Source organism: Flavobacterium sp. LAR06 (assembly GCF_041946075.1).
Classification (GTDB): domain Bacteria; phylum Bacteroidota; class Bacteroidia; order Flavobacteriales; family Flavobacteriaceae; genus Flavobacterium.
Window position 1 is genome coordinate 308651 of record NZ_JAUTYT010000006.1, and the last position, 26090, is coordinate 334740.

Genomic DNA, 26090 nt, shown 5'->3' on the forward strand with positions numbered 1-26090 from the left:
ATGCTTTTTTATATTTGATTGAATATCAGTATTTAATGAAAGATAAAATGTCAATTCCGGAGAAATTATACAGCGAAAAACTTTCCAATTATCAAGAATCAATCAAAGTTTTGTATTTGGTTGACGATGATTTCAAAACGATGTGCGATGATTATTGTTGCAGTAAAATCAATGTCGAAAAATTCAAAAAAAAAATGGAAGAGGATTTTCATCTGAAAGTAGAGTATGAAAATCTGACTAAAGAACTTGAAGATGAAATAGTGCAATACATAGAAAAAAACATGGAATAAATTTTACCCACAAACTGGAATCCCATTAAAGCGCGTGGTATGCTCAACTAACTAAGCAAACAATTTTAAACCAAAATAATTATGAAAAAAAAGCTTTTACAGGTGGCAATGATCCGGTATCACGCCATTATAATTTGTTTTTTTGTTGCAAACCTAACGCATGCACAGGAGGGTGACGCTCAGAAAAGTATGGAAATTTACGGCTTTATCATGACCGATATTGGCTATAATTTTAATCAGATTCAGCCAGATTGGTATGATGCCGTGCGACCTACCAAATTGCCATCTTATGAAGATGAATATGGAGTAGACGGCAGTTATTATGCCTCCGTACGTCAGACTAGATTTGGTATAAAAAATTATTTTGACACAGGAATTGGGGAACTGAAAACGCAATTTGAGTTTGAGTTATATGGTACGGGTGTTGATGCAGGTCAAACTACTTTTCGTTTAAGACATGCTTATGCTGAATTAGGAAAATTTGGAGCCGGTCAGACCTGGAGCCCTTTTATGGATATTGATGTATTTCCGAATACCTTAGAATATTGGGGACCAACGGGAATGGTATTCTTTCGAAACATACAAATACGTTATATGCCCATTCAGGGCGATACCCGTTTGACTATTGCACTGGAGAGACCAGGAGCAAGTGCCGATCAGGGTGTATATGCAAACCGTATAGAACTTCAGGGAGTTAATGGAAGATTTCCGTTACCCGATCTTTCTGCAGAATACCGCCATGGATTTAACTGGGGATATCTGGAGTTAGCCGGTATACTTAGAAAAATTGAATGGAAAGACCAAAATAATGACCAATTTGATTTATCAGGAGATGCCCTTGGATGGGGATTGAATTTAAGTACCAATATTAAATTTGGTAAAAGTGATGTCTTCAGAGGCCAGGTTGTGTATGGTGAAGGAATTCAGAACTACATGAATGACGCCCCAGTAGATGTGGGTATCGAAAATAATCCTGGAAATGCCGTTACGCCGGTAAAAGGTGTCGCGCTTCCATTGGTTGGTGTAGTTGCTTTTCTTGATCATAGCTGGAATGAAAAATTCACGAGCTCCATTGGTTATTCTATGATTGATATTGATAATTCTGACGGACAAGCTCCTGATGCTTTCAAAAAAGGGCAATATGCAATAGCGAATGTGTTGTATTCTCCGGCAAAAAATTGCATGGTTGGAGCTGAATTTCAATGGGGTGATCGTGAAAATTTTAGCGACGGATGGAGTACTTCTATATCAAAAGTACAATTCTCATTTAAATATAACTTCTCGCAAGCATTCTACAGAAAAAACTAAAAAGAAATAGCTCTCTAAAAGTTACCAAAAACTAAAAAACAGAACACATGTGTAAAAAAATACATTATGTAATCCTCTTCGGATTATACATCAGCTTCCTTAGTGCTCAAACCCGAACTGAAAAAGATCTTTTGGGTGAGAAGCAAATTCCGAACAATGCTTACTACGGAGTTCAGACCGCCCGCGCGCTTGAAAATTTTCAGATCAGCGGAATGACGACACAATTTTATCCCGATTATGTAAAAGCTTTTGCGATGGTGAAATTAGCCGCGGCACGTGCCAATGCAGCCGATGGCAGACTTAAAAAAGACCGACTCGCAGCCATAGAAAAAGCTTGTCAGGCTGTTATAGACGGAAAATACCACGATCAGTTTCTGGTAGATTTGTATCAGGGTGGTGCAGGTACTTCAGCAAATATGAATGTTAATGAAGTTCTCGCTAATATCGGTTTAGAAATGAGCGGCCATAAAAAAGGGGAGTATCAATATTTAGAACCGCACGACGATTTAAATATGGGACAATCTACAAATGATGTATATCCGACAGCGATCAAAGTGGCGCTATTATTACACAATGATAAACTGATAAAAGAAGCTGATTTACTGGCCAAAGCATTCCATAAAAAAGGAGATGAGTTTAAAGACATTCTAAAAATGGGGCGTACCGAAGGACAGGATGCTGTACCAATGACAATGGGACAGGAATTTCACGCTTTTGGAAATCAGCTTGACGCAGAAATTGCCGCTTTACGAAAAGCAGAAGTGTTTTTATGTGAACAAAACATGGGAGCGACAGCAATAGGAACCGGAATTACAGCGTCACCAGGTTATGCCGAAAAGGTGGCCACGCATCTTGCTAAAATTACAGGAAAACCTATAGTGATGAGTAAAGATCTTATTGCTGCCACTTCTAGTCAACAAGGATTTGTAATTTATTCTTCGGCACTTAAAAGTATGGCCGTTGCTATGTCAAAAATTAGTAGTGACCTTATCTTTCTGGCTTCCGGACCACGCGCTGGTATTTTTGAAATTAATTTACCGGCACTTCAACCGGGATCTTCGATTATGCCGGGTAAAGTAAATCCTGTAATGCCAGAGTTAATGAATGAAGTTTGCTTTAAAGTAATAGGAAATGATCTGACCGTGACGCTTGCTGCTCATTCCGGTTTACTTCAATTGAATGCTTTTGAACCAGTTGAAGCTATAGCCATGATGGAATCACAAGGATTGTTTTTTAAAACCTTTCCCTTATTCAGAAAAAATTGTATCGAAGGAATTACAGCTAACAAATCTGTGCAAGACCATTATATGGAAAGAAGCGTAGGTATTGTTACGGCTCTTAATCCGGTTTTGGGTTATGAAAAAACTACTGAGCTGGCCAAAGAAGCCCTTGAAACCAACAAAGGAATTCTGGAGCTTATTCGTGAAAAAAAATTGCTTACAGAGGATCAAATTAAAAAATTGCTTGCCCCTGCAAGTTTAACAGGACAAAAATAACCATGAACTAAAAAATCTATATCATGAAAGTATATACAAACTCTTATAAAAAACTATTTCTTATTATCCTATTATCAGTAAGTACGGGTGTAATGGCTCAAACGAAGCCGAAAGTTTTAATTCTGGCAACAGGAGGTACCATTGCAGGTTCCGCGGCAAGTGGCGTACAATCGGGTTATACTTCCGGACAAGTTACTATAGATGCGATGGTAAATGCAGTACCGGACGCTATGAAACTGGCCGATATTAAAGGAGAGCAAATTTCAAATGTAGGATCTCAGGATATGTCATTTGAAATCATGCTGAAAGTAGCCAACAGAATAAATGAATTGGCCGGAAGTAAAGATGTTGACGGTTTTGTGATCACACACGGAACTGATACTATGGAGGAAACAGCCTATTTTCTAAATCTGGTGGTAAAAACAGAAAAACCTGTTGTACTTGTTGGATCCATGCGACCATCGACTGCAATTAGTGCTGACGGGCCTTTAAACCTTTACAATGCGATTGCTGTGGCTGCAGATCCTGAAGCAAAAGCCCACGGCGTACTTTTGGTAATGAATGATTGGATTCATTCGGCACAATCTTTAACTAAAGTTAGTACAACTGCTGTTCAGACTTTTATGTCTCCTATACGCGGGCTTATTGGAACTACTTCTTACGGAGTGAATGATTTTTACCATTATCCTGATCAAAAATTCGGAAAAAGTTCTGAATTCGATGTGAAAGGAGTAACGACTTTTCCTCGTGTTGATATTATTTATGCTGATGCCGATATGAAACCGGATTTAATTGATGCTTCAATTGAAAAAGGCGCAAAAGGAATTGTGATTGCCGGCGTTGGTAACGGAAATATGAATAAAGCTTCTCTTGATGCTTGTGCAAGAGCAAGTAAAAAAGGAATTATCGTAGTTAGAAGCACACGTGTTGCTACTGGTATTGTAGGACGTAATGTAGAGTGCAATGATGATGAATTAGGACTTATTGCTTCTTATGGATTAAATCCGCAAAAATCAAGAATACTGTTGACCGTAGCCTTACTTAAACCAAGAAAATTGGATGAATTACAAAAAATATTCCTGGAATATTAATCTATAAACAACGGTATTTTGAAAGCAAAACGAATCATAGCAAATTGTTCCTTTCTGTCGCAATTGCGGGTTGGTTTGGTTGTCTTTACAATGCTGATTTTACCTTGTCGTTCACTAGGTCAGGAACTGCCAAAAACAGTACCTGACGGAACTGAAGGAGATGTGTTACAGGCTGCAGACACTACAAAGGCTGAAAAATTGCCCTGGAATATGTTTGACACCAGTTTTACAACGATCAAATTGGGTGCTGGTTTTTTATATGAATATGCTGGATACACCCAGGATGCAACCGGGAAACGACAAATGGATTCTATTGGCGAAGAGCTTAAATACGATTTTGATGTTCGTGACTTTAGGATTTTAATCGGTGGTCAGCTTAAAACAAAAAGAACCATAACCTGGAAGGCCGGTTTCATGTATGACGGTGATGCGAAAGAATGGTATGTTCGGGAGTCAGGTGTAATGATCGCAACTCCGGAGATCTGGGGAAGCATTTTTATCGGTCGAACAAAAGAAGGTTACTCACTTAGTAAAGTCATGAACGGTTACTCCGGAGAATCTTTGGAACGACACATGGCAATTGATGCAATACCCATTTTAGGTGACGGTATAAAATGGCTTGGCTACCTTCCTAAACAAAGAATCGTCTGGAATATGGGGATTTTTGCAGACTGGTTATCGCACAATCAGGGTTTCAGTACGTATAGCTGGCAATTTATCACAAGAGCGGCATGGCTTCCAATTCATTCTGAAGAAAAACAAACTACGCTTCATATTGGAGGTAATTTCAGAATAGGACAGCCGGAAGATAATAAGATCAGACTTAAATCAAGACCCGAATCCAACACAGCTCCCATTTTTATAGATACGGGTAGTTTTTCATCCAATCAGGGAACTTTTGTGGGTTGGGAAATCTACTATAATAAAGGACCATGGTTGTTTGGAACTGAATATGGCTGGCAGATGTTTAATTCAAAAGAAAAAAATGATCCGGTTTTTCATGGTGGAGAAGTAATGATGAGTTATATTTTTACAGGAGCAAGCAGACCGTATACGACGACAAGTGGAATTTATACTTTCATCCCGGTTAAGAAATCTGTTTTTCAGGGAGGATTAGGAGAAATCGAAGCCGCACTAAGATATTCTACTAATGAATTAAATGGCGGATTAATCGAGGGCGGACGATTCTGGAGAATAACACCTACGTTTAACTGGTATCTTTCCGGAAACTTTAGATTTGAATTTGCTTACGGTTATGGAATATTGGACCGGTACAGCCTGAAAGGGGCAACCCAGTTTTTTCAATCCAGAATTCAGATTTTACTTTAATAAAACAAATACTTTAAAAAAAATAAAGGTTGGCTTAAATTGTTTCATTTAAAATTGTTTTTAGTTGAATATAGCGAAGTGGGTTTTGTTATATTGATGAATAATAAGGCCCATTGCGCTATATGAATTAAAGAAGTTAGAAAAAAAATAAAATACAAAGGTCTGTAGAACTTAGTTTTACAGGCCTTTTTCGTTTGTATAAGTAATCTAGCGGTAGGTACGTATTTTAATTTGCTTTAGTTAAATACCATTAGACAAAATAAATACTTGTTAAGCAATTATTAATTTTTACATTTGCACTGTTTTTATTAATTCTAAATAAAAATAAACTAATCAAATTTGAAAATCAATGAAATATCTTAGTTTAAAAACAGTACTCTTTTTATGTATTATCACCCTTTTATTTTCAGTCCATTCCTTTTCACAGAGTCATGGAAAAGTAAAAGGACAAATCACAACTTCAGATGGGGCTCCGGCAGCAGACGTAAACATTACGCTTAAGAATTCAAAATACAACACATCAACAAATGATGATGGAAGTTTTGAATTGAACAGAGTAAAAGCCAATACCTATACTTTGCAAATATCCCTGACAGGTTATGAAACTTCGGAACAAGAAATAAATGTTGCAGATAATGAAACGACTACAATTAGTTTGCAATTGAAAGTTTCAAATAAAGAATTGCAGGAAGTTGTTATTAATAGCAGAAAAAGCATTTTATCAAAAAAGACAACTTATGTAGCCAGAATGCCTTTAAAAAATCTTGAAAATCCACAGGTTTACAGTGTAGTTCATAAAGAACTTTTACAGGAACAAATTGCAGTCGAGATTGGGAGTGCTATTAGAAATTCACCCGGAGTAGTACCGCTTAATTACCCATCGGGTGGTTTTGCAGCTATTTTTAGAGGTTTTACAGTCGGGATAAATTCAAGAAACGGAATGGAAACATTATCAGGCCGTTCTTCCGTTGGGATCGCGAATGTAGAACGAATCGAAATATTGAAAGGCCCCTCAGGAACTTTGTTTGGATCTTCCGCATCTTCTTTTGGCGGAGTGGTAAATGTAGTGACCAAAAAACCTTTTGAAACTGCAGTAACTGAAATCGGCTACACAGGAGGAAGTTTTGGATTAAATCGTCTGACAGCTGATATTAATACACCGCTTACAAAAGATAAAAATGTATTGTTCCGACTAAATGTAGCTGTAAACAGAGAAAAAAGCTTCCTGGATTATGGTTTCAACAATACACTCGAATTTACGCCAAGTATTATTTATAAAGCATCAGATAAACTTACATTTAATATCGATGCGGAGTTGTTTAATACGAATAACACAAAACCTTTATACCCTAATGCAAGTGCTGCATCTGGTATAACAAATCCCGGTGATGTAAAACTGGATTATAAAAAAGCATTAGTTCACGACGATGCTGATGCTAAATCATCGTCAGCAAAAGCTTTTGTTCAGGGAGAATATCAAATTAGTGACAACTGGAAATCGACTACTTTATTTTCTTATGTAAGTGAGAATGTGGAGTACAGTTATCAGGCTTTGCCAACCTGGACTTCGCCAACAACAGTGACAATGCGTGCTACTGTTTTTGGACCTATATCGAGTAATTATACCAACATACAGGAAAATATTAATGGTGCATTTGCAACCGGATTTTTAAAACACAAATTGCTAACCGGTGTGAATTACAGATATTATTCGGATACATTTTCAACTGTTACGACTCCTGTAACTCCTTTTAGAACCATTGATGTGACAGCGAATTTTGTTCCCGTGAGAAAAAAAGAGATTGATGATGTACTGGGAAATCCAACGATAAGAGCAGGCAGGGAAGAGTTTACCTTTAGTGCCTATGTTTCTGATGTTATCAGCATCGCTGACCGATTTTCTGCCATGTTGAGTTTACGTGTTGATAATTTTGATCGTAAAGAAAGTGGGACAACTCCGGCTTATAACCAAACTTCTTTGTCTCCTAAATTAGGTTTGGTATACCAAATAGTTAAAGATCAGGTTTCTGTGTTCGGGAATTATTTAAACGGATTTCAGAATCTTGCTCCTGTAAACCAACCTGATGGCGGACAGTTGATCTTAGATCCACTTTATGCAAATCAGTTTGAGGCTGGTATCAAAGCGGAAGTTTTCAATAAGAAATTAAGCACTACTATTAGTTATTACAGCATTACGAATGACAATGCCGTAATGCGATATGCGGACTTAACTTATGAACAAGGAGGAAAGCAGGTAAGTAAAGGTTTTGATTTTGAATTGATAGCCAATCCGATTGCGGGATTAGATATTATTGCCGGCTACGCATACAATGATAATAAGATTGTAAAATCTACTACTTTTCAAGGAAATAAGGCGGCAGATGCCCCAGAAAATGTAGTGAATTTTTGGGCTTCTTATAAATTCCAAAACAAGATAAAAGGCTTAGGTTTAGGTTTTGGAGCTAATTATGTAGACGAAACCTATATGTCTACTGCTAATACTTTTTATATTCCATCTTATACTATTTTAAATGCGACTGTTTTTTATGAGAGACCAAATTGGAGAATCGGAATCAAATTAAATAATCTAACTAACGAGCAATATTGCAGTACCTGGGGAGCTCCGCAGGCTCCAACCAATTTCCTGGCTAATCTTACTTTTAAATTTTAGTTTTCGTTACCTAGCATCATTTTCAGAGTCAGACTGAAAAATAAAAAGCCTGTAAATATTTAGTTTACAGGCTTTTTTTGTGGATTCGCTGAGTATTGAGCTAGTTATGTTTTATTTCGTTGTTGATAAGTGATTTCCAGTAAAAACTCCCGATCGCTCGCATATTCGCAACGATAGCGCGGAAATTCTTTCCGTGCCCGTTCCTAATATTAATAAAAACTGGATTTTCTTTTTTCTAATCTGTTAAGATATACTTTGCGGGCATGGATTGCAAATCCGCGCTATCGGGGCTCCAATATCAGTAGATTTTAATACTATGTTGGAAATAGACAATATTTTTGAAATTGGAGGAACTTACAGGATAGATAATGCTTGTGCCGGTATTGCAGGAATTACAATATTTAAACTTTTAAAGGTCGTATATGCATTTGAAGCAAATTTTAAGGATGAACTTGCGAAAGCTAGAAATACAAACGAATTTTTTCTTCAATTTAAAATTTAAACCTAAAAGTATTTATAAAAAAAAAGATGTTTTATAAATATTTTTTAAATTCTTAAATACAGTGTGAGTTTTTGGAATAATTTCACATCTTGAAATAGTTATTATTATTTTTATGTAAATTCTTATAATTTTTGTAAAAGGATAAGTTATAATTAATATATTTGGGAAATAACTTAATAAAATTTCCAAATCTATGAAAAAATTACTATTAATTGTGTTAGCGCTTAACTTCGTAGCATGTTCAACAGATGACAGCACAGAAAGTTCAACTCCTTCAAATGCAAATGCCACAGTAAAAGGAGTTACCTTTAATCCTAACCCTACTCCACAGGATTATTTAAATGCAAAATATCCAGCCTTTATGGCTTCGATAGAATCTGTAAAATCAGAGTCTGTAACATCGAAAGGTTCTAGCACTTCAAGAACGGCAGCTTTTGTTAGTACGTATGTTCCTGATGCAGCTTTTAGAACTGCAATAGTAAATATGGGAGCAGCACAAGATGCTAATCCAGGAGATCAATGGGTAGAAGTAGACACTACAAGAGGCGGATTGTACCTTGCAGGTTTAGGTATCACTGATTTAACTGGAATAAATGGATTTACAGGTTTAAAGCAGCTAATTGTTTCACAAAACAATTTAACAACTATCAATGTTTCAGGGTTAGCAAATTTAGAGTGGATTGAATGTCAGCAGAATCTATTGACAACCTTAAATTTAACCGCAAATACAAAATTACAGCAGGTTTGGTGTCACCTTAACCAATTAACTAGCTTAGTTCTTCCAAGTTCACCAACTTTATTTGGTGTGTGGTGTTATGGTAATCAGCTTACAACATTAAATCTTAATAATAATACTGGTATTACCCAATTATTTATTCAAGGAAATCAACTTACATCATTCAATTTTGCCCCTTTTGTGAATATTGAGCAAATGAATGTTTCATCAAATAAGTGGGTTACTTTAAATTTTAATTCTAATAATAAAATTAAATCTATCTGGGCATTTACTATTACTACACTTACAGATTTAAGCATCAAAAATGGTGCTAATACATTAGTTAATATTCAAGATTTTACCGGAAACACAAAAAGACCTCCAATTCATGTTGACGCATCATTTCTACCAAATGCAAATACTGCATGGCCAAATAGAGGAGCTTCAACTTATGTACTATAATTAGAATTCTTTATATAAAAGAAAACCCTGCTCAATGAACAGGGTTTTTTTATGATTATAGGTTTGCTCTTCAATCTAAAGTCAAATTTGAATTAAAACACCTTTTATATGTGCTAGTTCTAACTTCATTTAAAAACAAAAAGCCTGTAAACATTGGGTTTACAGGCTTTTTTGTGGAATGGATGGGATTACAATCGAACACTTAATCCCTATTTTAATGTTTATAAATAAGCTTGGTAAAAATCACTAAATCCCTTATTTATCTAAGCTTGAAGCGCCTATGGATTTACTATTTATTCTGTTTAAATCGAAAATGCTATTTTATTTTTTTAGATTTTAGGTCAAATTTTTTATTCTAAAAAGGAAAATATAACTTTTAAAATTATTGTAAGGTGTTCGACAGTCGAACACCTTTGTTTTCGATAGATATTTCGTTTTGATACAATATCCTTGAGAATTCCAGGGAGAAAGAGGGATTCGAACCTAAGCTCCGCATCCCTCTATTATACTGCATTTCTAATATTTTTTTACCCGTTGCGCTATGATTCTGCCACAAACTTTCAATGTGCTATTTAGTATGTAATACATTGTATTTTAACAGGTTATAATTTTATTTTTTTAATATGGCAAAAATACATTTTTTTATAATATAATCTTCTGATGTACGTATTTGTATTTAATGACAATAGATTATTATGGCTACTTCTGATGTATTACTGTTCACCTAATCATATGCTTTTGAATATATTTGAAAATTTACTTTTAATAATAACATTAAGGTACTATGAATGCGGCAGTCATTAATTCTTGTTCTGTCCTAGAGATTCCAATTTTTTGCGCAATAACTTTCCAGCTGCTTACGGCTTTAATAACTTCATTTATGATTTTATCCATTTGGTTGTTATCTAGTCTAAAATATTCTCCAACACTTATTGCAAGATTAAAATCAAGCTCATTGTTGTTAGTATCAATATTCAAGGCAAGGCCATCCTTATCTATTGAGGGATTAATATCATAAGCCGGAGATAGTATCCATCCTTCGTTAGTTAATAAGAATCCATGATTTCTAAGGTGGTCATCAGTGTTAGAAACGGCAATATTAAAAATTATCCTGCGCCATAGCTGCTGTAAGTTTTCATTAATATTCACTCCATAGTTTTGAATAAAATCAGCAATGTCAAGATAGCTTGGCATATTATCGCGAATTGTATCTTCACTATTAGAAGTCATTGTCATTGCCGACGCAAAATGTATTCTTTGTTCTTTTTCCCGATCGAAACGCTTTGTGAAAAAAGTGTTGTACTTGCCGGCAATCTTCTCAATTTTGCTTGGCGCCATATCTATGCCCGCTTTAAGTGCTAGTTCATAGGCAAGCATTTCCCATGCCCCCTTATCAATCGTATCATTTTTTGAAGGGAATTTTGCTATCCAGAGCTCCTTATTCTCATCAAGAATATTAGCTTTTGGCCTAGCTCCTCCAAGAGAAGAGCCTGGAGCCATGAGAACAGAGAGCCATTTTTGGATCTCTTTGTTATCATCGTCATTCTCCAGCATTTTTGCGGCGTTCTGAAGTTCACGGATGGAAGACCACGGTGGAGTAGGGCTTGTATTATTATTGTCTAAAAAGGGGCCGTCGAGCTCAGTCTTAAAACGCAACGCTCCCATGCGGCTTTCATCGTAAACACGAAGAAGATAATCTATATCGTAAAGTGTTCGTGGTTTTTCTCCATTCTCTTTTGCCTGCTGGCTGACTCTTCTTTTCATTAGTGTTCGCCCCCATGTATCTGGTATGCTATCAAGGAAGATTCCAAAGTTTTCTTTATCACTCGGGAATTGTGGACCTGAATAAAACTGAATATCCGGATCAAAAAGCATCTGATCTTTTGATTTAATCCATGTTCTATCGTATTCAAAGCTGAATGATTTCTTACCTTTGGCAAAATGTGCCGACAGTATGCCTGTTAACTCAGGTTCCTGCATACCTATCCAATGTGCGTAAACATATATGTCAAATTTGTTCTGTGCCATCTCTTCAAATTATAATAACTCTAAGTCTTGTAATTTTCGTCCAAAGGTATCATCCGCTGCAAGTTTAAGAAAATCCTCATGAAGACCTAAGACCCGAAGTACATTAAAATAAGCACCCATAGCTACACCTTCATTTCCCTGTTCTATTAGATACAGTGTAGATCTTGCGATATCTGCACGTTCAGCTAATTGATTAGTGGTAAGTTTACGTCTTTTTCTCGCTAGTTTAATATTCTCTCCCATTTGTTCCATCACCTCCTTATATTTGGGATAAATGATTTGTTTCTTCCTGTTCATCTTTGCAATATATTACTAAAGCTACTAGTATTACTAATGTTACTAATGTTACTAATGTTACTAATGTTACTAATGTTACTAATGTTACTAATGTTATTATTGATTGTTATTTCATACAAAGTTAATGTATTTGTTTGAAATAACAATCAATTTGTTTGTGTTTCTATTCTTCTTCTTCTTCTTCTTCTTCTTCTTCTTCTTCTTCTTCTTCTTGTTGTTGTTGTTGTTGTTGTTGTTGTTGTTGTTGTTGTTGTTGTTGTTATTGTTGTTCGAAATACCAAATCTCATCTGGAAAGTAGACATACTAGCAAATTCAAGAAGTTGCTAATAGCTTTATTAATGATTTATTTATAAATTTACCTTTCTTGTTTTCTTATAACTATAACTTTCAATCATGACTTTAACCTTCCCTCGAAAAAACTTGGCGATTAATGATCTCATACACTTCCGTGAAGCCGGAACCATTTATGAATTTACTGATTACTTAAGACGCCTGAAGATGAAAAGGGTGGTTGGGAAAAAGATAACTTACAGTTTAAGTTAGACCACATTCAAAGGCTTTTTGAGAATATGAATGAAGAGATAAATCAAACTATTCATACTTCAAACGATAAAACTGTAAATATTTTTTTCGAACAGCTTAAATCCGAAATTGCTCATTTTAATCTATTATCAGTGGATAAGGATTATTTTGTACAAATTTCTAAGCAGTGGAATGAAAATAAATATAATGAATTTCTCGAAAAAGTGGCTATTAAGGAACAAGAGTATTTTAACCAGCCTGAAAGGAATCAATATACGCACCTTGAAAAATATACTAGTAGCTATTATGGTTTTCTCACAGGTAAAATGGAAAGTCGAGAAATTGAAAATAAAAACTTCTATTGTATCGAAGAAAAACCAAATCTAATTGATTTAAATTTTCTTGACAAGTATCTTGAGATACTAGAGCGTGTTACTGAAAAATTTAGTGATAATGTTTCAAAAGAAATTGAGCTTTATGATAAAAACAAACTTGCAGGAAAAATAGTTGAAGATTCACAATCTTTTTATGATAAGGTTGTGGAAAAAATAATAAAGTAATTACAATTCTATTATTAATGTTTGCCTTATATGCTGGAGTTTCTGAATTTATAAAGCTTACACGTGAGAATAAAGAAAATATCAATAGCATTGAAAATAATGGCACTCGATATGAAAAACCAAGTTCTGATCTAATTACTCTAAAAATAGATGAAGTTTCAGCTGTAGATTATGCACCAGAACCTGAAGCAAAAAATGTAACAGTAACACTCAAAGTAATTCCCAAATCTAATAGTAAATATTTCCAATTAAAAGTAGGGCAGAACTAATTTTAATTAATTCCAAAGGGGTTTCTACATCCTATGATTTTGATCTTAATGGCGTAGATGACGGAATAATGCCTCAAGCAGTATCATACATATACCTAGATGGAATTATTCCCAAAAGTTATATGAAAAAATCTTAAAAGATGGTAAGTACAAAATAAAATGCGTAGTGTACTACGACAATGACGTCTTGCCTGGTGAACAAAAATTTAGTTCCGGGATTTTCAATCTAGAAAAAGAATCTATTAAGAATTAATAAACTTCAGTTTTTTTAATAATTTCGTTCTTGAGTAAGCTCTCAATTCCTAAATATAAATTTTATCACTACTTAACTTGTAAAATGGGATTATTTTTTTTGATATCTTATGTTTATTCCAGATGAAAATAATCATTTTCAAAAGATGAAAACTCATCGCGATGGTGGTTTTAGTAGTAACTAGCGTTGACAAACCTCTCGAAAAAAGGTGCACCTATATATGCACTTTGGAAATAATCAGCTGCAGATTCGAACCACACTATAATTTCTTCGAAATCTGGATGGATAGGTGATAAAATTAGTAAACATAATCGTGTTTATATTGGTAAATTCGATAGTGCTAAACTTAGTAAATCTTATTCATGAAGAATATTTATATAAGCACACTAATTTTAGGTTTGATTAGATCAAAAAATTATTTAGTTATAAGTTGGAAATTAATATCTTAATATCTAATGTGATATCTTATATTTCTAAATAATAAAGATTACCTTTACTCAAGCGGTGCGGGCGCTTGAGTAACAAACCATAACCCAACAAAACACGCCATATAAACCCTCTAGGGTTTATATGGCGTGTTTTGTTGGGTTGAAATTTGTGTTATTTGTCAGTTTAAGAAGTAACTTCCGGAAAGCTAAATTCAAAAAAATCATTTATCGATAGGCTTGGGAAAAATCAGTAGAGCCCTTTATTTATATTAGCTTGCAGTGCATATTTGTTTTTTATTTTTTATTTTTTTAAATTGAAAAGCTTATCTATTTTTTTAATTTTAGTTACAATTTTCAATTGTTTTTTTGTTCACTTTTATCTCATGTTCATTTTAAATGAACAGTCAAATATAGTGAACAAACAACAAGGTTGAAAAATTAAAGTTGTCATTCAATGGATGTTAATATCAATGTCACTTATACCTGCAGTATACTGAATTTGGTTGATGTATGAGGTGTATTATGTAAATATTAATTCATATTGTCGCTAAATATGTGATTTCTGGAGAATTGGTTTGTACTGTAAAAAAAGTGCCACAATTTCATTTTCATTTTTCTCAAGTTAATCTATTAGAAAATAAAAGGATTTTTTATTTTCTAACATTATATATAAGTAAGTAGCAGTACTTTTTTCATTGTATTCATTATGACTGCTCCTCTTATTTACTTCAAAGGTATTTATTTCATCCCACGCAAAAGTTCCTATTGAATTAAAAAAGACCTTCGTATCACTAATAATGATTTCAGTGGATTCTTCGGTAACACCCTGTTTTTTATAAAAGAAAAAAGATATAAGAGTCCAATAATACCTAAAAATACTGCCAGAAAAACAGATAAGTCTATAACAATAAGAGCAATTGCCAAAAAAATTACAGACCCTATCAATGATATTATAACATTTTGGTTTCTAAACCTTTTAGCTTGCTTTATAATTGTTTCCATCTTTTTGTGTTTAAATGGTCATTATTTTTTATATAAATTATTAATTTTATCAAATTCTTCGATTGTCTTATAGCCTAAAAATGAATGCATTCTTATCCTTTGTGCTTACTTAAGAATTCGATTTTAAATTATCATATCTCACAGAAATTATTTTTGTAAGTCATAAAGTTTTAAATCAGCTGAATAAAACTGTTAAGGCTTTCTGTCTTGAAAATTTAATATCAAAGCCTAATAAATAAATTGGTTCGCATTGTAACGAGTTCTTTGTACTGCTTTTTTAAATCGTCTTGTAAAAAAGAAATATCAATAAGCTCAACAGCCTGAGGAAGCCATAGACTTAATCTTCTGTATACATAATTAATCTGTCGTGGAGTTAATTGTAAAATTTCTGCAAATCTGTCAAAATAAACTTTATTAAAGTTTCTCTTTTTTCCTCCAAATAATAAGGCAGTATCTTCATCATCTTTTGGTAAAATTATTTTTACATTCAATAAATCATAAGAAGGCGATAAAACCCAGCCAATATCTGAGAGCCACATTGAGAAATTTTTTAAATGCATATCGTTATTTCCAATAATAAAATTGAATAGTGTAAGTTCGAAGAACCGTAATTTATCAAGTAATGTATTTACAGACAATGCTCCGATATTTTTTCCAAGCATCTCCATTGTTCCCATGTATTTATCTCCTAATTCTAAAATCTGCAGAAAATCAATCATGTGGATTTTGGAACCATCATTTCTTCGGTCAATCCGTTTAGTAATATAACATAATTCACCGGATGCCAGACGGATCATGTTTGACGGCACAGCATCAATTTTAAACAGTTCAGCCAATTTCATAGAAAGATGCTCATTTTCGGGCATCTGATTAAATTGTTGGTTTTGAGGTTTTAAAATGTAATTTCCGTCTAGTGCGTCCATAATGGTGAGACGTTCGTCATGACCGTTTTCTAACAGTGATTTAATCCATCCCAATGATAATTTAGGCTGAACGCCTGGAACTGATACGGATAATTCAACAGCCGCTTTAGCTAATTTTTCCATCTCTTCTAATTTGTATGGGAGAATAGGAGGGTGGATTGTACCATAAAATACAAGACTGCATTTAGGATGATAATCGATTTGATCATCATCTAGTTCTTTGTAGCAATACAGACATTTAGCCATTTTGATTTTCTTTAAAAGGGTGAACACTCACAGCGCCTATAGCATTCTGACAGCATGCTAAAAGAAGTCCCATGCGGTCATTTTTATTTATTTTCCAGCTTTCAGATGCTATATTTAAAAGCCATCCTTCCGGAATTAAACCATCAAAAAAAGAAAATAATCTTTTGCTTATATAGGGACGTTGACGTACAGGCATATCAAAAGTTATGAATAACCCTTGATGGTTGGCAATATAATCTTCATCATATGTAAATACATATTCCCCATCGTCTGATTCGGTTAAAATTCCCGATTTGATAGAATTATATTTTATTATCGCTTGTCGCATAATTATTTTCTATTATAGGTGCTAAAATATGTCCAAACATATGTAATACCTGATTTACTTTAGATAAGCTTAGATTTTCTTTTCCCTGTTCTATTTTGCGAATTACTGTCAATGCCACACCTGCTCTCATTGCAAACTCTTCTTGGGTAAGCCCTGCTTGTTTTCGTCGCTTCTTTACGAAATCTGCTATTGCATTCATTTTTATATGTTTTTAAATATAAAGATAGTAAAAAAAATAATGACTATATGTTTTTGAGTATAAAAAAAACAAAAAGCGAATAATTATATGTTTTTGAATATAAAAATATTTTAAAAATTATAATTATATGTATTTGGATATAATATTGACTTTTTACTGTTTTTCTATGGAATTAAATGTATTATTGATCATTATGATGTGTAATTAAGTAATTATATAAGGAGGGTTATAAGTTTAAATAACTGTTTTTTAGTAGTTTTGGATAAAAAAATGATTCTGGTTTAGTTTTTTCTACTTAACATGTTTAAATAAAATTAATATTCATAATTTTAAATTAAAAAATTACTCTTGTATCTTTATAGCTTAAAATATGGATAATATAAGCATTCCTGAAGAAGATATTGACAGACTACTTTTATTTACGAAGGAGGGTAAAGCACAAAGCAATATAGATATAAAATCTTTTCAGAATTATTAAAGAGATGTTTTTTATATCCATTAAATATATTAATTTTTTAAACTACTTAGCTCATTGTATTTTTTAAGATAAAAATTAGCAGCTTTTATTTGATTTTCCGATTTTAATACAAGGAAATATTTATAATAATATTCAGCTCCTATATCATTCGGGTACTTCGCCAGTAATTTTTTATAGTATTTTTTGGCATTTTTAAAATCATTATTGAAATAATAAGAGTCAGCGATTTTCTAAAGAGTCGTAGCCGTCTTTAACCATTCTTTCAAATTTTTTTATAACATCAATGTACATTTATTATAGATACGTTTTTGAAATCTTAGTGCTTGGTAATTGGCTAGTTATTTCAATTTTATTCAAAAAATTTGGAATGACTATGTTATTTGGGTGTAATTTTGAAGAAAAGTTATTAAGTGCCTCTTGCGTTTGAGCCTTTGATTTTTTAATAGTTTATAAGGTTGTTGCTGTATTTCTTGCTCTGTAATCCTGCTAATTAATATTGTATCACTGGTACTGAGTATTATGGGATCGCCGTCTTGCGGCCAATTATTTACGTTAAATCCCGGCGTTTTTATTATTTTTAGATTTTTAATTTTACCGAGTTGTCCCTGTCGTAATTTCTCTTTTTCGGTATTGATCTTTCTGTTGTTTTATTGATAGCTTTAGAGAGTTGCCCTTTTCCTGTTCCTTTTTGGCAAGTTCAGAATCTACCACTATTTCATTTTTACTTTTTACAATTCCTTTATCTTACATGTCGTCTTCGAACACAGCAGTTATTGTTCTTTTTCCATTTGATTCTAAATCATTGGTTGCAATTAATTTTGTATACGTTACATTATATATTCTTTTGTGGCTGCCAAACTTTTGCAAAACAATTTCTTCTACATGGTAATATTTTATTTTTTTCCTTGTAGCAACTGTATCAATAGTATTTGAATAATTAGTTTTTGAGTGGTGTATTTTTTTTCTTTTGGAAGACTTTTTTGTGACCAACTATGGAATGAAAATGAAGTTACGACTACAATGTAAAGAAACAGAGGTTTATCTTTCATAGTCCAGATGCAAAAAATGGCACGAATGCTTCTCGCTTAATCCTATCCACTATTAGCGATATCACAAAAATAAATGACTTTTAGAAAGCAGAAATTTGACTTTTAAATCGGTTGATAACAGATTAGTATTATCAATTTGTATAAAACCGCTTTGTGATTGATTTACTTTTATTTAACTGTGAATCACAAATCCGTACACTTTAATTCTCTAACTTTATAATTGTAAACAATTTACTGTTCTTGTTTCATAATTGAGAGGATTTAACAATTAAGAAAAGCTAATCCTTAAATGGCATTTTTGACTGATGATTAATCATTTATTTAGCATACTATAGCAGTTAAGAACAATTATGCTATTGGTAACAAATCAAAAATCATACAAACCATATTTATATCCATGTTTAACCTAATACTTTGCTAATTTCTTTAGTTAAATAAAACCGCTGTGTTTTTATTGTAAAGTCGAAGCAATTAATAATCCAATTTATTAATACTTTTATTATGGGGAAAAAATACTTATTTCTTATCATTGCTTTTCTGTTATTGCTAACCTCTTCGAGTTCACTAGCCCAGGCACCCGGAGGAGTAAGTAGCAATCTTAAATTTTGGTTGAAAGCCGACGCAGGCGTAACTGGAACAAATGTATCGGCATGGGCTGATCAGTCAGGTAACGCTATAAATTTTACTCAGGCAGTTGCTAGTTCCCAGCCGCTCTTAGTAAATAATTCTATTAATAATAATCCTGCTGTTAGATTTACCAATGACGTAATGAACTTTGCAAATGGTATTACAGGAGTTGGAAGCATTAGCGATGTAAATATTTATTCGGTGATCAGAATCAATAATTCAGCTGGTAATGCTACTTTAGTGAATCAAGCAATACCAGGTGGCTCATTATCTATATTCTTGCCTTTTTCTACTAATGGTAATGTGTATTGGCGCCCTAAAGCGCCAGATTTAATATTTAGTTTCGCCAGCATACCCAATAACAAAGAACCTCATATGTATAGTTTCAATGCCAGTATAACAGCTGGGCAGACGCATGGCGGTACTGTGAAAAATGCAATAGTTTCTGATGGTAAGGTATTGGCTTCAGGAGTCACAATGACAAGCTTTACGGGAGGTGCCAGTAATGCTACCTTAGGAAATTCTATGGCAAATGATGACATAGCAGAAGTAATTGGCTATTTGGGGCCGGTAAATGCCGTGCAAAATAATCAGATCCAAAGTTATCTGGCACTGAAATATGGTATTACCCTGGATCAAACTGTAGCAAAGAATTATGTAAATAGTTCTGGTGTAGCATGGTACCCTAGCGCTACTTCACATAGTGGATTCGCCAAAGATGTAACGGGTATTGCCAAAGATGACGGCTCGGGTTTAAATCAAACCAATTCAAGAAGTGTAAATATTGGTTCCGTTTTGAGTATTGAAAGTCCAGCCGCACTAAATAATGACGACTATTTCATAACCGGGGATAATGGTGTCTCGATTGATTTGCGGTCTACCGATGTACCGGCAGGTGGTTATGGAAAACGATTGCAGCGTGTATGGCGGGTGAGTAAATCTGGTGTGGGTGCAGTTAATCTTAAATTTGATCTAAACCTTATCCCTGAGTTATTGCTATCAACAGCTAATTTAAGCAATATTGCTTTGTTAGTTAACAACAGCAACAGCTTTGCTACATCAACACCTTATACTGGATCGATATCAGGTTCTACCCTAGAATTTACAGGAATAACCTTGAATAATGGTGATTATTTCACCCTTAATATCGGTGAACAGATTATCCCTACAACCTATGACTTTGAGTTTTGGTTCGGGGTACCTTCTTGGAATACAACTTATTTCATGCCTCAAAAACTGCATTTTACGGGGGTTTCCGATACCCAAAGTGCTGCTTACGTTATTGACATGCCTGCTGATCCAAGCTTTACCCCGATAACGGGTTTCATTGCTCCTACTACAGCTAAAATCATAGATATGTCATCACTGATCAATTCTATAACAGTAAAGCCCGCTAATACAATTCAAAATAAGGGACTCAGAATTCGGGTCAACGGACAGATGGGAGCTTACTATGCCAATGAGAGTGATTCTAATTATGGTACAATGCCACTTCGAGGTCCCAACGCTTTGGGAACTTCTTTTATTATTCCCGGTCAGGACACTTTTAGTAATTCGCAAAGTTGGGGTCTGGCAAGAAGTATGTTTGTAGTAACTTCTACGCAAGATAACACAATAGTTACAATTAACCCGACTGAGGCCATTTTAGGACATGGTGCCAATGTGCCTTTTACTATAACCCTTAACAAGGGCCAAAGTTACTCGGCTGAGGCGACGTCAAGTACAGGAAGACATATGGCAGGCAGTTTAGTCACGAGTACCAAGCCTGTCGTTGTTACCTATATGGATGATTTATTAGGATATGGAAGTGCTGCAGATAATATGGGAGACCAATTAGTGCCAATTGCCAAATTAGGCTTGGAATATGTTCATTTACGTGCTAATCTTAATAATAATGGAGAATTGGCTTATATTTTTGGTTCTGAAGACGGAACTACGATAACAATATTTGATGGGACTACCACCAGTACTCTTGTAGTTAACAAGGGAGGCATGGTAAAACACTTGATGCCAGTTGGCAAAAATGCTGCCAGCATTATAGCAGACAAACCAATTATGGTTTATAAAATCGGAGGATACGCCACAGAGTTAGGTGGTGGGGTTTTAACGCCAATTGCCGAATGTAAAGGCACACGAGCAATCGCATTCCAGTATCCGACAGTTGCAACTGAGGCAGTTTTTAACTTTGTAGCTCCTAATTCAATTTTAAGTGGATTTTCATTAAATGGTGATACAACGCTTTTACAAGCTTCTGATTTTACCGCAATACCCAATATGCCTGGCTGGAGTTACTGTAGGAAAACTGTTACTAATACTTTCTCGCCGGGTGACGTTGTTAGTATAAAGAATACATTGGGTAAATTCTATTTTTATCAAAATATGTATAGTAATGGTGGCGGCGATTACAGTAATTTTTCTGATTTTGGAAATGTTGTTTTATTTCCTGAAACAACTCACACCTGTGAGACCAATACTATTACTTTGAATAATGGTGCTATTGCATTTAATTCCAATATTACAGGTTATAGCTGGACAGGCCCTAATGGCTTTTCCAGCACTCAGGCTAGTCCTGTTCTTACGGATCCTACGGCTCTGAATACGGGTACATATCTTTTAACTGTAACAGACAACACAGGCTGTTCTCATATTGAAAATCTAATTGTTGACCTACCTATCAGCTCGATAGTTGTTACTCCAATGCCTAGTGCTCCATGCGTTGGCTCTACGGTTACTTTTACATCGGAGACCGTTCCTGCGGGAGCGGTTCCCGCAAGTATAAGCTGGACGGGACCAAATGGTTTTACCAGTACACAGGCCGAATTTGAGATTACGGACATTAAAGCTGCACAGGCGGGCACTTATACCTGTACCTATACAGATAAATATGGCTGTACTGTCACCAATAGTACTACCATAACGGTAAGCCCTTCGGTGTTGTCGAGTTTTGCCATAGGCACTGGTGGTATTAAGAGATTAAACTGTAATAATCCTTCTATAACCTTAAATGTTGCTGGCTTTACTCCGGGCCTTCGATATGATACATTTAATCCGTATGATGCCAGTTCCTTATTTGCCAGTTCTGATTTTACGGTTATTGCTAATGGCTTTTACAATGAAGAGCCGGCAACTAGCGGTATTGCGAGTCAAATGAATCTTACGGGTCTTAGCGGCATTACCACAAGTTCGGTTTCTTATGGAGTTCAATATCGAGGTTTTATAAATATAACGACTGCCGGAGACTACATATTTTATACCAACAGCCATGATGGAAGCAATCTATATATTGATGGATCTTTACGTGTCAGTAATGATGGGGGTCATACTTTAACAGAAGTAGCTTCCACTGCCTTTAATCTTTCGGTGGGCCGCCACGCAATTGTTGTTAATTACTTTCAAAGCGCCGTAGGGGCAGATGCCTTAACGGTTTCCTATTCAGGACCCTCCATTGCTAAACAAGCAATTCCCGCCTCGGTATTATCCCATGCGGAGGGAACTGCTCCCACACTTACCTATAATTGGAGCACGGGTGAAACCAATACTTCGAGTATAACGGTAACCACACCTGGAATCTATACCGTAACAGGTTCCAATGGCGGGTGCAGCTCTGTAGCCAGTTTTGAAATAACTGCCATTGACAACTATGATTATAGTGATATAATTGCCCCTTGGCCGGTAGCACAGGCACGAGTAGCCAATTGTCTGGTCGCGGGTGTGCCCACAGGTTCAAACACCTCAGTATGGGCAGGAGCGGGTATAAGTCTTGAGTCCATTCCATTACGAAATGCGACAGCTTCGGCCGATGCTTTTGATGATGGACTGATCCGTCCGACGGGCGCTGCACAAACAGCTACATCACAAACCTTTAATGTGATTTTAAATACCAACACCCCTGGCACTATGGTGCATTACGGAATGTGGTTTGACTGGAACAACAACGGGAATTTTGCCGATGATGTAGATGCCAATGGCGACCCTGCTTTTTACAGCGGCAACAGCGCAGTGGGAGCATCAGCTGTAATATTACCAGTTGCAATACTAGCGCCCTCTGGAGTTACGGCCTATAAGTTACGTCTCATTGTGGCTGATATACCAGTGGTTTTTACAGCTTTTGATGATATATTCGATAACGGTGAAGTAGAGGATTATACTTCAATTCTATTACTGGAAGGAACTGTCTTTGGTGACAGGGATGGTCTGGGCGGGTCTCCTGTCAATACTGTAAACGGTACCGGTACAAATGCCGGAGGCTTAAATGCAATACTGGTAAACAGCTTAGGAAGAGTAGTTGCTGTGACCCCTGTGCCTGTTAACGGCCACTATAGTTTTGTTTCTATAGATCAGGGTACTTATAGTATAGTGCTGAGTGCTGCCAATGCAGTTGTGGGGGCAACCCCTCCAAGCCCGAGCCTGCCGGCAGGGTGGGCCAATACTGGCGAAAACCTTGGGGCTACCGCTGGCAATGATGGTGATGTAAATGGTATCCTGCCCAATATTGTAATAAGCACGGCCAATGTGGCCCATGCTAATTTTGGGATCAACGGCCGGCCAACGGCAGATACTATAAATTCTTGCGAGGTAGACCCAGGGGGAACCAATCAAATAATCGTACCTGCTTTGACTGGTGTCGATTTTGAAGATGGTATCTATGATGGCAGTACCAATAATAACACAATAACTATTGTAACCCTTCCGGCAAATGGTGTACTTTATTACAGCGGACTCCCCGTAACAGCCGGCCAGGTTATATCAAATTACAACAAAAGTTTATTGACAATAGATCCCAATGCGGGAGTTTCCACATTATCCTTTACTTTTTCAGTAGTAGATGGTCTGGGTGCTGTAAGTTTACCCGCCACAGTAACATTGTCAACAACGTATGCAGGAATAGACCAATCGGCATTTGTGGGCGGCAACACTACAATGGCAGCCACTGGGACAGGTACCTGGACACCACAAATAGGGAATCCGGGTACGGCTACGATTACCACGCCATCCAGCCCATTCACGACCATTACAGCTTTTAGTACGCCAGGCACATATAATTTTATATGGACTAGCCTTAGTGGTTGTGTAGATATTGCATCTGTTGTGGTAACCACCTCAATGATTAATGGGGTCGATGATAATTATACTTCTGTTCCCATCAATGGTGCTACTGGGGGCACAACGGCTTCGGTTCTTCAGAATGATACCTTAAATGGAGTAATCTTAAACCCGGCCGATATTATTTTGACACCTGTGACCGTTCCAGCCGGATTGACATTAAACCCGAATGGAACGATTACGGTCTCTGCAAATACTCCTGCCGGTACCTATGTTTTAACTTATAGTATATGTGAAAAATTAAACTCTGGCAATTGTGATGGAACTACTACTGCAACTATAGAAGTGATTGCTGTGGGAATAAGCGGTGTGGTACATGATGATGCAAATGGCTTAATAGGTACTCCTTTTAGTACAGTAGATGGTATCGGAACCAATGCCGGAGGGCTTACTGCGATATTGGTTAATAACGTTGGGGACGTTGTTGCCAATTCAGCGGTGGCTATAGATGGATCTTATAATTTTACCCTCTTACCCCCTGGAACTTACAGTGTTGTATTGAGCACAACAGCAGCAATAGTGGGTACACCAGCTCCAAGTTCAAGTTTACCTTCGGGTTGGGCCAATACGGGAGAGTACCTCGGAACAGGTAGTGGAAATGATGGTACTGTAAACGGTGTTTTGACAAACATAGTATTAGGTGCCGCAACCTCGGTGGTCAACGCAGATTTTGGTATCAACAGTATACCAATAGCCAATCCTCTTACTGCCTGTATTACAGATGCTGGTGGAAGTACACAAATAAATGTCCCGGTTCTAACAGGATCTGATTTTGAAGATGGTACTTATACGGGCAGCAGCAGTACCAATACTATCACTATAGTTTCATTGCCTGTTAACGGGACGCTTTTTTATAACAGTATAGCGGTAACAGCAGGACAGGTTATTTCAAATTATAACCCCAACCTATTGACTGTAGACCCGGGGGCGGGTGTATCGAGCATAGTTTTTAACTTTAATGAAGTGGATGCTGCAGGAATGGCAAGCTTGCCTGCACAGATCATTTTAAATATTTCTGATGCTGGACCGGACCAAAATGTATTTTTAAATGGAACAGCTACCATGGCTGCAACAGGAGTGGGGACATGGAGTATCTTAGGTACGCCTCCGGGAGCGGCTATTATCACAGACATTAATAATCCTACAACAACCATTACGGGTTTTGATACCAATGGAACCTATGTTTTTGTTTGGACAACTACTGCTAACTGCTCTGATAGAGTTCAAATAAATGTACCTGGGGCACAGCCTATCGTAGCTAATAATGACACAGGGAATTCTATAGCGGGCATATCGGGGGGGATCTCTTTCAGTAATGTGCTGTTAAATGATACTTTGGGAGGTAATCCGGCTACAACTGGAAATGTTATGGTTAGTTTTGTAAATTCAACCCATCCCGGGATTACTTTATCAGGGACAGATGTGTTTGTGGCAGCTGGGACACCTGCCGGAAATTATCTGTTGACTTATCAAATTTGTGAGGCTGTAAATAGTGGAAACTGTGATACAGCTACTGTAACAGTAAATGTGACTGCGCCGGTTATCAATGCCGTCATAGATAATTTTACCTCTGCTTCAATAAGTGGAACAACTGGTGGAAGTACGCCTTCAGTATTATTAAATGATATGCTGAACGGTGCGATTTTAAATCCATCTGATATTACATTAACACCGGTAACTGTACCGGCAGGTCTGACGCTGAATGCTGATGGAACCCTTACTGTAGCTCCAAATACAACAGGAGGAACTTATGTAGTAACCTACAGTATCTGTGAGAACTTAAATCCAACTAATTGCAGTACAACAACGGCAACATTATTTGTAGCTGTACCTAATATTACTATTGTTAAGGGTGCTGTCTTCAATGACGTGAACGGTGACGGCTTTGCCCAGGCAGGGGAGACGATAACCTA

The 26090-nt window shown here is 35.9% G+C and carries 18 protein-coding genes; 11 read left to right on the top strand and 7 right to left on the bottom strand.

All coding sequences use genetic code 11. From position 1 onward, the window contains the following. The first annotated feature begins 35 nt into the window (after positions 1-35). From Q7C23_RS11165 to Q7C23_RS11200, 8 genes are all read left to right on the top strand, one after another. On the top strand, positions 36-290 hold the full coding sequence (locus tag Q7C23_RS11165; protein WP_375032595.1) for a hypothetical protein: 255 nt from the start codon (positions 36-38) through the stop codon (positions 288-290). Positions 291-371: 81 nt separating this feature from the next. Beyond that, the gene (locus Q7C23_RS11170; RefSeq protein WP_375032596.1) at positions 372-1598 is read left to right on the top strand and encodes a DcaP family trimeric outer membrane transporter; all 1227 of its coding nucleotides are present in this window, start codon (positions 372-374) and stop codon (positions 1596-1598) included. 47 nt (positions 1599-1645) lie between these two features. Next, complete coding sequence (locus Q7C23_RS11175) at positions 1646-3094, top strand: aspartate ammonia-lyase (RefSeq protein WP_375032597.1); 1449 nt, start codon at positions 1646-1648, stop codon at positions 3092-3094. Positions 3095-3117: 23 nt separating this feature from the next. After that, positions 3118-4185, top strand: a complete 1068-nt coding sequence (locus Q7C23_RS11180; RefSeq protein WP_375032598.1) for a type II asparaginase — start codon at positions 3118-3120, stop codon at positions 4183-4185. Positions 4186-4203: 18 nt separating this feature from the next. Then, entirely contained in the window at positions 4204-5514 is a 1311-nt protein-coding gene (locus Q7C23_RS11185; RefSeq protein WP_375032599.1) for an OprO/OprP family phosphate-selective porin, read from the top strand. Between the two features lie 349 nt (positions 5515-5863). Beyond that, positions 5864-8185, top strand: a complete 2322-nt coding sequence (locus tag Q7C23_RS11190) for a TonB-dependent siderophore receptor (protein WP_375032600.1) — start codon at positions 5864-5866, stop codon at positions 8183-8185. Positions 8186-8453: 268 nt separating this feature from the next. After that, complete coding sequence (locus Q7C23_RS11195) at positions 8454-8687, top strand: type IX secretion system membrane protein PorP/SprF (protein WP_375032601.1); 234 nt, start codon at positions 8454-8456, stop codon at positions 8685-8687. 193 nt (positions 8688-8880) lie between these two features. Beyond that, positions 8881-9864 (top strand): hypothetical protein, encoded by a 984-nt coding sequence (locus Q7C23_RS11200; protein WP_375032602.1) that lies wholly within the window; start codon positions 8881-8883, stop codon positions 9862-9864. A gap of 774 nt (positions 9865-10638) precedes the next feature. Here the strand turns inward: Q7C23_RS11200 and Q7C23_RS11205 are convergent. The 3 genes from Q7C23_RS11205 to Q7C23_RS11215 all read right to left on the bottom strand — a co-directional run bounded on the left by Q7C23_RS11205 (position 10639) and on the right by Q7C23_RS11215 (position 12492). Beyond that, positions 10639-11892 (bottom strand): type II toxin-antitoxin system HipA family toxin, encoded by a 1254-nt coding sequence (locus Q7C23_RS11205; protein WP_375032603.1) that lies wholly within the window; start codon positions 11890-11892, stop codon positions 10639-10641. 9 nt (positions 11893-11901) lie between these two features. Next, positions 11902-12189, bottom strand: coding sequence for a helix-turn-helix domain-containing protein (locus tag Q7C23_RS11210; protein ID WP_056189192.1), 288 nt, complete (start codon positions 12187-12189; stop codon positions 11902-11904). Between the two features lie 111 nt (positions 12190-12300). Beyond that, a complete protein-coding gene (locus tag Q7C23_RS11215; RefSeq protein ID WP_375032604.1) occupies positions 12301-12492 on the bottom strand; it encodes a hypothetical protein in 192 nt (63 codons plus the stop codon). 267 nt (positions 12493-12759) lie between these two features. On the opposite strand from Q7C23_RS11215, the gene Q7C23_RS11220 reads away from it, so the two are divergent. Both Q7C23_RS11220 and Q7C23_RS11225 read left to right on the top strand, forming a co-directional pair. Beyond that, positions 12760-13272, top strand: coding sequence for a hypothetical protein (locus Q7C23_RS11220; RefSeq protein ID WP_375032605.1), 513 nt, complete (start codon positions 12760-12762; stop codon positions 13270-13272). A gap of 17 nt (positions 13273-13289) precedes the next feature. Beyond that, positions 13290-13541, top strand: coding sequence for a hypothetical protein (locus Q7C23_RS11225; protein WP_375032606.1), 252 nt, complete (start codon positions 13290-13292; stop codon positions 13539-13541). Positions 13542-15445: 1904 nt separating this feature from the next. Here Q7C23_RS11225 and Q7C23_RS11230 read toward each other — a convergent pair. The 4 genes from Q7C23_RS11230 to Q7C23_RS11245 all read right to left on the bottom strand — a co-directional run bounded on the left by Q7C23_RS11230 (position 15446) and on the right by Q7C23_RS11245 (position 17625). Next, positions 15446-16393 (bottom strand): HipA domain-containing protein, encoded by a 948-nt coding sequence (locus tag Q7C23_RS11230; protein ID WP_375032607.1) that lies wholly within the window; start codon positions 16391-16393, stop codon positions 15446-15448. After that, positions 16386-16721, bottom strand: coding sequence for a HipA N-terminal domain-containing protein (locus Q7C23_RS11235; protein WP_375032608.1), 336 nt, complete (start codon positions 16719-16721; stop codon positions 16386-16388). The genes Q7C23_RS11230 and Q7C23_RS11235 overlap by 8 nt, the downstream gene beginning before the upstream one ends. Beyond that, positions 16696-16920 carry a helix-turn-helix transcriptional regulator gene (locus Q7C23_RS11240; protein WP_375032609.1) on the bottom strand — a complete coding sequence of 75 codons (225 nt, stop codon included), beginning with the start codon at positions 16918-16920 and terminating at the stop codon, positions 16696-16698. Before Q7C23_RS11240 ends, Q7C23_RS11235 begins: the two co-directional genes overlap by 26 nt. 507 nt (positions 16921-17427) lie before the next feature. Next, positions 17428-17625: a hypothetical protein gene (locus Q7C23_RS11245; RefSeq protein WP_375032613.1), complete on the bottom strand. Its 198-nt coding sequence runs from the start codon at positions 17623-17625 to the stop codon at positions 17428-17430. Positions 17626-18948: 1323 nt separating this feature from the next. Here Q7C23_RS11245 and Q7C23_RS11250 point away from each other — a divergent pair. Next, positions 18949-26090 (top strand): immunoglobulin domain-containing protein (locus tag Q7C23_RS11250; RefSeq protein WP_375032610.1); only part of this gene is annotated, 7142 nt, incomplete at its 3' end.